The organism is Micromonospora sp. WMMD730, from assembly GCF_049178955.1.
GTDB lineage: Bacteria > Actinomycetota > Actinomycetes > Mycobacteriales > Micromonosporaceae > Micromonospora > Micromonospora wenchangensis.
The window spans coordinates 5,284,647-5,296,289 of sequence record NZ_JBMHML010000002.1 but is presented as its reverse complement, the minus strand read 5'-3'; the positions used below and the strand labels follow the sequence as shown (position 1 = coordinate 5,296,289).

The window sequence follows — 11,643 nt, the reverse complement described above, 5'->3', positions numbered from 1 at the left end:
ACCGTGAAGCGGGAGTTCCGATGGTCTTCAAGAAGATGCTGAGCGCGTTCGGGGTCGGCGGGCCCAGCGTCGACACCGTCCTGGCCAACCCGAACACCCGGCCCGGCCTGACCCTCGACGGCAACGTGAACCTGGTCGGCGGGGACGCCCCCGCCAACATCGAGCAGATCGGCATCGGCCTGGTCACCCGGGTCGAGATCGAGGGCGGCGACAGCGAGTACGCAGGCGTCATGGAGTTCCACCGGATGGTGGTCAGCGGCCCGCTCCAGCTCGCCCCCAAGCAGCAGCTCGCCATCCCGTTCCAGTTCCCGGTGCCGTGGGAGACCCCGATCACCGACGTCTACGGCCAGCGCCTGCACGGCATGACCATGGGGCTGCGGACCGAGCTGGCGATCGCCCGCGCCGTCGACAAGAGCGACCTCGACCAGGTCAACGTGCACCCGCTGCCGGTGCACGAGCACATCCTCGGCGCGTTCCAACAGCTCGGGTTCCGGTTCAAGCACGCCGACCTGGAGCGGGGCCACATTCGGGGCTCGCAGCAGACGCTGCCGTTCTACCAGGAGATCGAGTTCTTCGCCGCACCCCAGTACGCGCAGGCCATCTCCGAGGTGGAGCTGACCTTCGTGACCAGCCCGCACGGCGTCGAGGTGGTGCTGGAGTGCGACAAGCGGGGCGGTTTCCTCAGCTCCGGGCACGACGTGTTCGGCAGGTACACCGTGTCCCACGGCGACGTCGACCGCGTCGACTGGGTCCGGGTCGTCGACGGCTGGCTGCGCGAGACCACCGCCACGTACGGCAACCTGCGCGCCTCCTCCGGCTTCGGCGCCCCCACCCACGGCTACCCCATGCACGGCCACGGCCACGGTCACCACGGCCGGGGGCCGGGGATGGGCGGCGTGGTGGCCGGCGCGGCGCTCGGTGTCGCCGGTGGACTCGTCGCCGGTGAACTGCTCGACGACGCCTTCGAGGGCGACGACGGCGGCGACTTCGGCGACGACGAGTGAGCTGAGACCGCGCCCGACGTCGGCGGGCCGCCGTGCGGCGGCCGACGCGGACCAGCGATGGCCCCCCGGGAGTAGTCCCGGGGGGCCATCGTGCTCAGCAGCTCACGCTGCTCGGGTCAGCCGTGTCAGCGACGACCCTTGCGCTCCGCGCCGGAACGCCGCGCCGAACCCGCCTTCGCCAGGCCCCGGCTCACCAGGTAGGCGCCGGTCAGGGCGGTCAGGAACCACCACGCCTGCGTCGGGTTGTTGATGTTCAGGCCGTTCGTGGTGGTGCCACGCCAGAAGGCGGAGATCACCACGACCGCGACGGCGGCGGCGTAGACCCAGAACTCGGTGGTCAGGAACGACTGCTTGGTCTCCGTACCCGGAGACGGCATCGCTTCCCGGTGCCCGTCGTGCATCATCGGCATCTGCCGGGTCTGGTCGTTCATCATGGCGTTGCGCTGGGCGGTGTCCTGCATCGGCCGGTTCATGGGCCTGGTGGATGCAGCCTGCGTGCTCATCTGGTCCTCCTCAGGATTTGATGAGTACCTGCACTCCCTCGCCCCGCTACCGCGGTCGGCCACGGCACGGTTCACCTGCTGTGGCGGGGGCACCCTGGGTCTACCCCCCGACCCGGAGCAGGTAACACCGGCCTCCGGCCGAAAATTCGCCGCCCGCCGGGTCCGCAGCCCGGTGCCCCGACCGTGGTACGCGCCGCCCCGGCCGGCAAAGAGCGGTGGTGTCGGCTGGCAAAGGGCGGTGGTGTTTGGTGGTCGGGCCCCCGGGCACGCAGTGGGTTCCACCGACACCCTGTGAGGTGAGGAACGTGCGCGACGACAGGATGCGGGAGTCCACCCGCCAGGCCGAGGAACGGCTCACCGCCGGGGCGTACGGTCCCGGCGCCCTCGACGAGGTGACCGTGCCCCAGATCGACGTGACCCGGGCACTACAGGAGGACGACCCGGACGACGTGGCCGACGTGCCGGTCGACCCGGAGGTGCTGCGCGACGGCGGCCCCACCCGGGGTCAGGGCGCGGTCACCACCACCGGAGGCACCGCCGGGCCGGCCAGCGTCCGGCGGGTGGCCCGGCAACCCGAACGGCATCCGGGCACGGTCGCCCCGACCACCACCGGCGACGCCACCACCGGTGGCCTGAGCACCCCGACCGGTGGCCCGGTCAGCGACCAGTCCGCCAGCGCCGTCGAGATCGGCGACTTCTCCGACGACTGACGCCGGCCGCCGCCGACGCCCCGGCGGCCGGGTCGGAGGGGCCCGCCCCCCGACCCGGCCGCGCGGCGGTCAGCCGGCCGGGCGCAGCACGCCCAGGCGTCGGGTGGCGCGGGTCAACGCGACGTAGAGGTCGCTGCGGCCCCGGGGCGACTCGGCGACGATCCCGTCCGGGTCGACCACCAGCACCGAGTCGAACTCCAGCCCCTTGGCCTGGCCGACGGTGAGCAGCACCACCCGGCTCTCCAACTCGGGCTGCTCGCCCACGGCCACCTCGGGCATCGCGGCCAGCACGACGCCCGCCAACTCGTCGGCCCGCCCGGCCGGCACGATCACCCCGAGCCGGCCCCCGCCGTCGCCGGGGTGGCCGTCCCCGTCGCCACCGGCCAGGTCGGCGGCCTCCGCCCGGGCCGCCGCGACCAGTTCCGCGCCGAGCCGGTCCGCCGTGACCGTCCGGTCCCACGGCTTCACGCCGCTGTGGCGTACCGAGCGGGGCGGGCGCAGCTCCGGGTCGATCCCGGCGAGCACCTCGGCGGCCACCGCCATGATCTCGGCCGGGGTGCGGTAGCTGACGGTCAGCTCCTCCAACCGCCAGCGCCGCGCCACGTACGGCTCCAACGCCTCGCCCCAGGACGGGGTGCCGGCCAGCGCCCCGGTCTGCGCCACGTCCCCGACGATCGTCATCGACCGGCTCGGGCAGCGGCGCATCAGCAGCCGCCAGGCCATCGGGGTCAACTCCTGCGCCTCGTCCACGATCACGTGCCCGAACGCCCACCGCCGGTCGGCGGCGGCCCGCTGCGCGGTGGTCAGCCGGTCGGTCTCCTCCTGCCGCTCCAGCAGCCGATCGGCGTCGATCAGGTCGGTGACGCCGAGGATCTCACCGCCTTCGGCCTCGTCCTCGACGTCGATCGAACGGGAACCCCTGGCGATCTCCAGCACGCCCTCGGCGTACTCGCGTTGGAAGGACCTGATGCGTTCCCGGCGGGCGGCGGCGGCCCGCTCGTCCTCGCCGAGCAGCTCGGCGGCCTCGTCGAGCAGCGGCACGTCGGCCGGCGTCCAGCCACCGCCGGGTGCGCGGTGCAGCAGGGCACGCTCGTCGTCGGTGAGCATCGGCGCGGCGGCCGCGATCCGCTCGGGCGCGGCGTACAGGTCGGCGAGCAGCCGTTGCGGGGTGAGCACCGGCCACAGCTCGTCCAGGACGGCGGTGATCTCCGGTTCCTCGCGCAGCTCCCGACGGATCTCGGCCCGGTCCGCCTCCTCCAGCAGGTTGTCCCCGCCGAGCGGGTCCGCCCCGATCCGTTCGGCGACCTGGTCGGCGAGGGCGTGCACGATCTCGATGTCGAACAGGGCGCGGGCCAGGTTGTGCGGTCGGTCGGTACGCCGGACCCGGTCGCGGGCCTGGCGTACCGTCTCCGGGTCCAGTCGCAGCACCTCCCGCTGGGGCAGTTCGATCTCGATCGGCTCGTCCGGCACCCACTGCCGGTCCCGGACGGCGGCGGCGAGCACCTCGGCCAGCACCGCCCGGCCCTTGAGGGCGGCGGTCCGGGCCGGTTCGGCGCGCCGGGCGGTGACCCCGGGGAACAGGTCGCCGGGGGTGCTGAGCAGCACACCCGTCTCGGCCAGCGTCGGCAGCACCTGCGAGATGTAGCGCAGGAACGTCGCGTTCGGCCCGACCAGCAGCACGCCCCGGGTGGAGAGCTGCTGCCGGTGGGTGTAGAGCAGGTACGCGGCGCGGTGCAGCGCGACCGCCGTCTTGCCGGTGCCGGGGCCGCCCTGCACGACCAGCACGCCGGGCAGGTCGGCCCGGATGATCCGGTCCTGTTCGGCCTGGATGGTCTCCACGATGTCCCGCATCCGGCCGGTCCGGCCGGCGCTGAGCGCGGCGAGCAGCGACGCCTCACCGGTCAGTTCCTCGTGACCGGTGGGGGAGGCGGTCTCGATGTCCAGCACCTCGTCGTTGAGGCCGGTGACCTTCCGCTCGCGGGTGCGCAGGTGCCGCCGCATCCGGATGCCCTGCGGGTTGGCGGCGGTGGCGAGATAGAACGGCCGGGCGGCGGGGGCACGCCAGTCCATCAGCAGCGGGTCGTAGTCGCCGTCGGTGTCGAAGATGCCGATCCGGCCGATGTAGTGCCGGCTGCCGTCGGCCCCGTCGAGCCGGCCGAAGGCCAGCCCCTGCTCGACCGCCGAGAACTGCTCGACCTGGTCGGCGTACATCTGGACGGCGCTGTCGCGTTGGGAGCGGTCCTGCTGGGTGCCGCCGCCACCGGCGCGCAGCTCGCCGGTGAGCCGCCGGGCGGCCTGCTCGCGCATGGCGTCCAGCCGGCCGTAGAGCATCGAGACGTACTCCTGCTCGCAGCCGATCTCGTCGTCGTGTTGTCGCAGCTCGTCCGGGTGCGTTGACAAGCCGTCTCCTCGTCGCTTAGAATCACGCATGGAATGGCTCTTCAGCCGTTCCTTTTTGCATTTCGGGAACTGTTCAAGATACCGCCTGCGGCGGCCCCCCACCAAGCCTGCCGGACACGACTCCGAACCCACGCCGGACACGGCGACGGGGGCCCGCGCCGGCGCGAGCCGGCCCGGACCCCCGAGGGTCGTGACGTGCGGGATCAGCCCCGCGCGGCCTCGTACAGCCGCTCCGGCGTCACCAGGCCGGCGAGCACCCGCCCGTCGTCGGTGAGCAGCACGCTGAACAGCTTCCCGGCGAACAACCGGCCGCTGCCCCAGTCCCCGCTGACCTTCGGCAACCCGTTGAGCAGGTCGAGGGCCTGCGCCGCGCCGGGGCCGTCGGCCGGACCCGGCTTCGCCGCGTCACCGGCCGGCGTCCGCGCCACGTCCGCCGCGCCGGTCCGCGCCACCAGCACGGTGGTCCAGCCCGTCCCCACGGTACGCAGACCCGCGTCCTCGGCCCCCGGGCGCTGCGCGCCCGGCTTGCCGTCCTTGCGGTGCGGGCCGGCCTTCGACCCCGGCCGGCCGGTGGTCTCCTCGGACACCTTCACCCCGGGCGGCGGGTTGAACGTGAACTGGTCGGCGTCGGGGCGACGGTAGTCGACCTGGGTGAAGGCCACCTCGAACGCCGGCCGGTCGGCCCCGTCGGCGAGCACCTCGAACCGCAGCGGCACGTGCTCCGTCGCGTCGATGGCGATCCGCACCTGGTGCACCAGCGACGCCTCGTCACGCGGGGTGAGCACCAGTTCGTACGCGTCCCGCCCGGCGACCGTGGCCGACCGGCCGGTGGTCACCAGCGTGCTCGGGTCGACGGCGGCCAACGCCTGCTCGGCGGCGTCCTTCGGGGTGACCGGCAACGCGCCCTCCGCCGCCCGCCCGGTCGACTCCGGCAGCGTCCGGTGCGTCGCCGTGTTGGCCTTGCTGTCCCAGGTCCACACGTCCCGACCGGAACGGATGACGTCCCGCTCGCCCAGGGTGTCGAGCAACGCGACCCGCTGCCGGTCCGGCCCCGAGTACCAGACCCGCAGGGTGTGCGTGCCGGTGAGCAGCGCGGCGTCCCCGCCGGCCAGCCCGGCCAGCGGCGGCAGACCGAGGTCGGCCCGCTGCACCACCGTGCCGGACAACCCGTCCAGCCGGGCGGTCTGCAGGTCGACGAGGAGCTGGGCGGCGCTGCGCGGCGGCAGGGCCGGCTCGGCGTTCGCGGCGAACGTGCCGATCGCGGCACCCCCACCGACGACGGTGACCGCGGCGGCCAGCGGCACCAGCCACCGCAGGGTGGAACGGTTCTTCAGTACGGACATGAGCGCACCTCCTGCGACCATCCTGCCGGTTCGCTGCTGTGAGCCCGCTGAGGACGGCGTGCCGGTCCGTCGCGTCGAGGTGGCACGCTGGGACGATGCGGGTGCTGGTGGTGGAGGACGAGGCCCGGTTGGCGGCGGCGTTGCAACGTGGCCTCACAGCCGAGGGGTTCGTGGTGGACACGGCCGGCACCGGCCCGGCCGGGCTGGACGCCGCCCGGCACGGCGGCTACGACGCGATGATCCTCGACGTGATGCTTCCCGGCCTGTCCGGCTACGAGGTGGTCCGCCGGCTACGCGCCGACGAGCACTGGCTGCCGGTGCTGATGCTCTCCGCCAAGGACGGCGAGTACGACCAGGCCGACGGGCTGGACTGCGGAGCCGACGACTACCTCACCAAACCCTTCTCGTACGTGGTGCTGGTGGCCCGGCTGCGGGCGCTGCTGCGCCGCGGCGCACCGGAACGGCCGACCGTGCTCGCCGTCGGGGACCTGCGGCTGGACCCGGCCCGCCGCCGGGTCACCAAGGCCGACGCCGAGGTGGTGCTCACCGCCCGGGAGTTCGCGCTGCTGGAGTACCTGATCCGCCGCCCCGGCGAGGTGATCTCCAAGACCGAACTGCTCGACCACGTCTGGGACGCCAGCCTGCGGACCGCCCCGAACGCCGTCGAGGTGTACGTCGGCTACCTACGCCGCAAGATCGGCCGGGACCGGTTGGAGACCGTCCGGGGCGCCGGCTACCGGCTGATCCCGTGAGCCGGCTGCGCTGGTCGGCGCTCGGGCTGCGGGCCCGGCTGATGGTGCTCGGCGTGGCCGGCCTGTCGGTCGGGCTGGCCCTCGGCGGGGTGGTGCTGCTGGTGGCGCTCGGCTGGACGCTGCAACGCACCGTCGACGAGGAGGCGTTCCGCACCGCCGACGCGGTCGCCCGGCTGGCCGGGGAGAACGCGCTGCCCGATCCGCTGCCGGTGGCCGGTGGGCAGCTACGGGTCCAGGTGGTCGACTCCGCCGGGCGGATCCGGGCCGCCTCCATCGACGCCGACCGGCTGGTGCCGATGGTCCGCCCCGACCAGCTCACCGGCACCGGCCGGCAGCGCACCGTCGTGCCCGGCCAACGGCTCGGCTGGGAGGGGCCGGTACGCGTGGTGGCGGTACCCGCCCGGTCGGCGGGGGAGCCGGTGACCGTGCTGGTGGGCCGCTCCACGGTGGATGTCAGGCACGCCACCCAGGCCGCCCGTACGGTGCTGCTGGTCGCCTTCCCGCTGCTGGTGGGGCTGCTCGCGGTGGTCGCCTGGCGGGTGGTCGGGGCCACCCTGCGCCCGGTCGAGGCGCTACGCAGCGGGGCCGCCGAGATCACCGGGCGGGACGCGGCCGGCCGGCTGCCCGTACCCGCCTCCCAGGACGAGATCCACCGGCTGGCGGTCACCCTCAACGACATGCTGGACCGGTTGGCGGCGGCCCGCGCCCGGCAACGGTCGTTCCTCGCCGACGCGGCACACGAACTGCGCAGCCCGTTGACGAACATGCGTACCGAACTGGAGGTGGCCCAGCGCCTCGGCGACCGTACCGACTGGCCGGCGGTCGCCGCCGACCTGCTCACCGACACCGAACGGCTGGGCCGGCTCGTCGACGACCTGCTCCTGCTCGCCCGCCTCGACGAGGAGCCGGCACACCAGGTCGACCACCTCCGCGCGGCGGAGCCGGTGGAGCTTGGCGCACTGCTCACCGAGGTCGCCGCCCGCTGGCCCGGCCCGACCGCCGGGACGGGTCCCGCGGTGGCACCGGAGGTGACCGTCGTCGCGGCGGCGGGTGCGGTGTGGACCGTCGGTGTGCCCGACGAACTGCGGCGGGTCCTGGGGAACCTGGTCGACAACGCGGTCCGGCACGCCCGTACCCGGGTGGTACTGGCGGTCGCACCGGCGGCCGACGGGGCGTACCACCTGGTGACGGTGACCGACGACGGACCGGGAATCCCGGTCGCGGACCGGGAGCGGGTGTTCCGCCGGTTCGCCCGGCTGGACGAGGGTCGGGCCCGGGACGCGGGCGGTGCCGGACTCGGCCTGGCCATCGTGCGCGAGCTGGTACGTCGGGGCGGCGGCACCATCACCCTCGACGATGCGCACCCCGGCCTGACCGTCCGACTCCACCTACCGCTCCTACCCGACCCCGACTGACCCACCCCCCCACGCCACCCCCGCCAACCCCCCCCGCTCCCGCCCGGGCGCAGCGGCCCCCGCTCAATCGCAGCAGCCCGCCCCGGTGGTCCCGCTCGCCTCGGCGGTCCACCTACCCGCGGCACCCTGACTGCCCGCGCGCCCGCGTGCCCTGCCCCCGTGCGTCCGCGTGCCCCGCCTGCCCGCGGTGATCAAGAGGTTCGCGTCACTCCCACCTACCCGGGCTGACGCAAACCTCTTGATCACCCGACCGGGTGGGGTGGAGGGGGCGGTGATCAAGAGGTTTGCGTCAGGGATTTCGCTGGGGGTGACGCAAACCTCTTGATCAACATTGGTGAGCGGCGCGGGGCGGGGAGGGGCCGGGCGGGGAGGGGGTGGGACGGGGCGGGTGGGCAGGGGTGGGTCAGCGGCGGGTGGTGCAGACGCGTTTGGCTCGGGCCACCACGTCGGTGGACCAGACGACGGCGACGGTGAAGCAGTAGTTGGTGGTGCGGTCCAGGCCGTGTACGACGAAGTTGTCGGTGCCGGGTGGGAGGGTCTGGAAGGGGCGTGGGTCCTGCCCGGCCTGGGCGGCGGAGAGCACCACCGGGCCCTCGCTGCCGGCTGGGTACGTCCAGGTCAGGGTGATGCCGTCGGGTCGGTCCCGCAGCGTCACCCGCCCCGGTGGGGTGCCCGGCGAGGCGGGCGGGCCGGCGTTCGGCGTGGCGGCGGTCGGGGCGGCTTCGCTCGGAGCGGCGGGCGGTGGCGCGTCGGAGCCGCCCACCTGGGACACCCCGGCGATCACCGCGACCGCACCCAACAGCACCACGGCCACCCCGGCGGCCACCAGCGGTACGGCACCCGGGCGGCGGCGGGGCGGGGCGTGCCGGCGCGGCACCAGCACGGGCAGCAACCGTGACGGGTCCACCGGTGGCTCGGTGGGCGTGACCCGGCGTACCCCGGCCGCCTCCTCGTCCCGGCGGCTCTGCGACAGCGGCGGGGCGTAGGGGGTGTCCCGCCACCCGCCGGTCGTGGAACCGGTCGTCCCGGCCGTGGCCGGCTCGGGCGGCCAGTGTCCGTCGTCGTCGATCCGGCCCGACCCTGCCGGATACCCCGGCCCGCTAGGGTGACCAGGCCCGCTGGGGTGACCGGGCCCGCCGGAGTGACCGGGCCTGCCGAAATCACCCGGCCCGGCCGGATGACCCGCGCCCGCCGGATAGCCCGACTCGACCGGCCGGCCCGGCGTCGGGTGATCCGAGGTCGGACGAGCTGAGGTCGGATGACCGGAGGTCGGGTAGCCGCTGCCGCCCGGATAGCCGGTGTCGCCCCGGTAGCCGACGTCGCCCGGACCGTCGCCGGCCCGGTAGCCGTCCCCGCCGGGCTGGCCGTCCCAGGGGCCGTAGCCGCTGTCGGTGGGATAGCCGGTGCCGGCGGAATACCCGCCACCCGCCGCAGTACCGGCCGCGCCGAACCGGCCGGGCGCGTCGAACCGGTCAGGCGCGCCGAACCGGTCAGGGGGATCGAACCGGTCGGGGGCACCGTAGGGGTCGGCGTCCGGTGGGTAGCCGGTGTCGTCGGCGGGCATCCGCTGGCCGGGCACCGTCGGCGGGTACGGATCGTCGGGTGGCACCGGGCCGGCCGACCAGGCGGGCAGGTCGGGCGGACCCTCGGCGGGCGGCGGGGTGCGGGCGGCCGGCACCACGGGCGTACCGCGCTCGGGGGCGGGCTCGTCGTCGCAGACGTGGTCGGGGTCGGCGGCGGCGCGGGCCAGGGCGGCCACCTGACGGGCGAGCGGGTCGTCGGCGGCCAGGTGCTCACGGGCCAGCTCGCGGGCGAGGGCGAGGTTGTCGTGCGCCTCGTCGAACCGGCCGCAGTCGCGTTGCATGGCACCGAGTCGGGCGAGCATCTTGATGCCACTGGCGTGGCCGTCGCCGTACACCTCGCGGTGCAGCTCCCAGGCGTCCTGGAGGCGTTCGCGGGCCTCGGAGCACTGGCCCCGGGCATACTCCACGGTGGCCAGGTCGGCGTGCGCGGCGAGCACCCGCAGCGACTCGGGGCCGTCGTGGGCGGTCAGCTCCAGGATCACCTCGGAGTAGAGCCGGGCGGCGCGGGCGTCGCTGCCGACCCGGTGCAGCACCGCCGCCAGGGTGGCCGCCGCCGAGATCGTCCGCTGGTCGGAGATGCCGTACAAGCGGCTCGACGCCGCGTACGCGAAGGCGGCCCAGCCGCGCGCGGAGTGCGGTTCGCCGAGGGTGACCAGCAGCCGGGCCTGGAGCCCGGCGGCCTCGGCCAGCTCGGGGGAGGCGTGGTCGGGGCGGGGGTCCGCGTCGGTCAGCGCGTCGGCCAGCAGTCGCTGGGCACCGGCCAGGTCGCCGGCGGACACCAGGTGCTGCGCCTGGAGGGTCAGTTCACCGAAGCCGGAAGACACGCCCCATCGTGCTTGGCCGGCAACGGTTAGTACAACCCTTGCCGGTCGGCAACTTGGTCAAGAACCGGTCAGGTGGGCGACCAGCGTCTCGCTGATCCGGCGCAACTGGTCGACCTGGGCGGGACTGAGCGCGTCGAACAGGTGCCGGCGTACCCCCTCGACGTGGCCGGGGGCGGCGGCGGCGAGGGCCGCGAAACCGGCGTCGGTGAGCACGGCGACCTGCCCGCGCCGGTCGGTGGGGCAGTCCTCGCGGCGTACCCAGCCGGCGGTCTCCAGCCGGGCGACGGCGTGCGAGAGCCGGCTGCGCGAGGAGCCGGTGAGGTCGGCCAGCTCGCTCATCCGCAGCCGCCGGTCGGGCACCTCGGAGAGCCGGACCAGGATCTCGTAGTAGGCGTGCGGCATGCCGGCGTCGTGTTGCAGCTCGCGGTCGAGGGTGTCGGTCAGCGCCCGGGTGGCGGTCAGGAAGGCACGCCAGGTCTGCTGCTCGTCGGGGTCCAGCCAGCGGGTCATGACGACCATCATAGCCGGAATAGTTGAACGCTCAACAAAATCGCGCTAGCGTGGTGGACATGGGAATCCACCGCCTCAACCACGCCGTGCTCTACGTCTCCGACCTGCGTCGCAGCATCGACTTCTACCGCGACGTGCTGGGCTTCCGCCCGGTGCCGATGACCCCGGACGGGTTCCGGGGCGCGGCCTTCCTCCAGGCCCCCGACTCGACCAACGACCACGACCTCGGCCTGTTCGAGATCGGCACGAACGCCGGTCGATCGCAGGCCGGCCGGGCCACCGTCGGCCTCTACCACCTGGCCTGGGAGCTGGACACCCTCGACGAGCTGGCCGCCACCGCCCAGCGGCTGGCCGCCGCCGACGCCCTGGTCGGCACCTCCGACCACGGCACCACCAAGAGCCTCTACGGCCGTGACCCCGACGGGCTGGAGTTCGAGATCGTCTGGATCGTCCCGGCCGACCAGCTCGACGAGGACACCCTCGCCGCCCGCAAGCGGATCGGCCGGCTCGACCTCGACCGCGAACGGGCCCGCTACGGCGGGCAGACCCGGGGCGGGGTGGGGATCTCCGTCCCGGCCTGAACGGCCGTACGGTAGAAC

10 protein-coding genes are annotated in these 11,643 nt (G+C 74.4%); 5 read left to right on the top strand and 5 right to left on the bottom strand.

What is annotated here, in order from left to right; all coding sequences use genetic code 11:
• Window positions 1-20 precede the first annotated feature (20 nt).
• On the top strand, window positions 21-1,004 hold the full coding sequence (locus ACN265_RS22370) for a sporulation protein (RefSeq protein ID WP_421409301.1): 984 nt from the start codon (window positions 21-23) through the stop codon (window positions 1,002-1,004).
• 125 nt (window positions 1,005-1,129) lie between these two features.
• Here the strand turns inward: ACN265_RS22370 and ACN265_RS22365 are convergent, their stop codons facing one another.
• Window positions 1,130-1,414 (bottom strand): hypothetical protein, encoded by a 285-nt coding sequence (locus tag ACN265_RS22365; RefSeq protein ID WP_204924175.1) that lies wholly within the window; start codon window positions 1,412-1,414, stop codon window positions 1,130-1,132.
• Window positions 1,415-1,827: 413 nt separating this feature from the next.
• Between ACN265_RS22365 and ACN265_RS22360 the strand changes: the two genes are divergently transcribed.
• Complete coding sequence (locus ACN265_RS22360; RefSeq protein WP_232377442.1) at window positions 1,828-2,217, top strand: hypothetical protein; 390 nt, start codon at window positions 1,828-1,830, stop codon at window positions 2,215-2,217.
• Between the two features lie 69 nt (window positions 2,218-2,286).
• Here the strand turns inward: ACN265_RS22360 and ACN265_RS22355 are convergent, their stop codons facing one another.
• Both ACN265_RS22355 and ACN265_RS22350 read right to left on the bottom strand, forming a co-directional pair.
• On the bottom strand, window positions 2,287-4,647 hold the full coding sequence (locus tag ACN265_RS22355) for a HelD family protein (RefSeq protein WP_421409298.1): 2,361 nt from the start codon (window positions 4,645-4,647) through the stop codon (window positions 2,287-2,289).
• A 173-nt stretch (window positions 4,648-4,820) separates the two neighbouring features.
• Window positions 4,821-5,960 (bottom strand): LolA family protein, encoded by a 1,140-nt coding sequence (locus ACN265_RS22350; RefSeq protein ID WP_204924090.1) that lies wholly within the window; start codon window positions 5,958-5,960, stop codon window positions 4,821-4,823.
• Window positions 5,961-6,055: 95 nt separating this feature from the next.
• Here ACN265_RS22350 and ACN265_RS22345 point away from each other — a divergent pair, with 95 nt between their 5' ends.
• Together ACN265_RS22345 and ACN265_RS22340 are read left to right on the top strand one after the other, a co-directional pair.
• Window positions 6,056-6,712 (top strand): response regulator transcription factor, encoded by a 657-nt coding sequence (locus ACN265_RS22345; RefSeq protein ID WP_088642184.1) that lies wholly within the window; start codon window positions 6,056-6,058, stop codon window positions 6,710-6,712.
• 41 nt (window positions 6,713-6,753) lie between these two features.
• Window positions 6,754-8,127 carry a HAMP domain-containing sensor histidine kinase gene (locus ACN265_RS22340; RefSeq protein ID WP_421411583.1) on the top strand — a complete coding sequence of 458 codons (1,374 nt, stop codon included), beginning with the start codon at window positions 6,754-6,756 and terminating at the stop codon, window positions 8,125-8,127.
• 403 nt (window positions 8,128-8,530) lie between these two features.
• Here the strand turns inward: ACN265_RS22340 and ACN265_RS22335 are convergent, their stop codons facing one another.
• Together ACN265_RS22335 and ACN265_RS22330 are read right to left on the bottom strand one after the other, a co-directional pair.
• Window positions 8,531-10,534, bottom strand: coding sequence for a tetratricopeptide repeat protein (locus tag ACN265_RS22335; RefSeq protein WP_421409296.1), 2,004 nt, complete (start codon window positions 10,532-10,534; stop codon window positions 8,531-8,533).
• A gap of 57 nt (window positions 10,535-10,591) precedes the next feature.
• Window positions 10,592-11,053 carry a MarR family winged helix-turn-helix transcriptional regulator gene (locus ACN265_RS22330; protein ID WP_204924177.1) on the bottom strand — a complete coding sequence of 154 codons (462 nt, stop codon included), beginning with the start codon at window positions 11,051-11,053 and terminating at the stop codon, window positions 10,592-10,594.
• 50 nt (window positions 11,054-11,103) lie between these two features.
• Here ACN265_RS22330 and ACN265_RS22325 point away from each other — a divergent pair, with 50 nt between their 5' ends.
• On the top strand, window positions 11,104-11,625 hold the full coding sequence (locus ACN265_RS22325) for a VOC family protein (RefSeq protein WP_420118955.1): 522 nt from the start codon (window positions 11,104-11,106) through the stop codon (window positions 11,623-11,625).
• Window positions 11,626-11,643 lie beyond the last annotated feature (18 nt).

What these genes read in the sequence shown, in the direction of transcription:
- ACN265_RS22370 (WP_421409301.1), top strand. Translation starts at nt 21, where the DNA reads ATGGTCTTCAAGAAGATGCTGAGCGCGTTCGGGGTCGGCGGGCCCAGC.
- ACN265_RS22365 (WP_204924175.1), bottom strand. Translation starts at nt 1,414, where the DNA reads ATGCCGATGATGCACGACGGGCACCGGGAAGCGATGCCGTCTCCGGGT.
- ACN265_RS22360 (WP_232377442.1), top strand. Translation starts at nt 1,828, where the DNA reads ATGCGGGAGTCCACCCGCCAGGCCGAGGAACGGCTCACCGCCGGGGCG.
- ACN265_RS22355 (WP_421409298.1), bottom strand. Translation starts at nt 4,647, where the DNA reads ATGCGTGATTCTAAGCGACGAGGAGACGGCTTGTCAACGCACCCGGAC.
- ACN265_RS22350 (WP_204924090.1), bottom strand. Translation starts at nt 5,960, where the DNA reads ATGTCCGTACTGAAGAACCGTTCCACCCTGCGGTGGCTGGTGCCGCTG.
- ACN265_RS22345 (WP_088642184.1), top strand. Translation starts at nt 6,056, where the DNA reads ATGCGGGTGCTGGTGGTGGAGGACGAGGCCCGGTTGGCGGCGGCGTTG.
- ACN265_RS22340 (WP_421411583.1), top strand. Translation starts at nt 6,754, where the DNA reads ATGGTGCTCGGCGTGGCCGGCCTGTCGGTCGGGCTGGCCCTCGGCGGG.
- ACN265_RS22330 (WP_204924177.1), bottom strand. Translation starts at nt 11,053, where the DNA reads ATGGTCGTCATGACCCGCTGGCTGGACCCCGACGAGCAGCAGACCTGG.
- ACN265_RS22325 (WP_420118955.1), top strand. Translation starts at nt 11,104, where the DNA reads ATGGGAATCCACCGCCTCAACCACGCCGTGCTCTACGTCTCCGACCTG.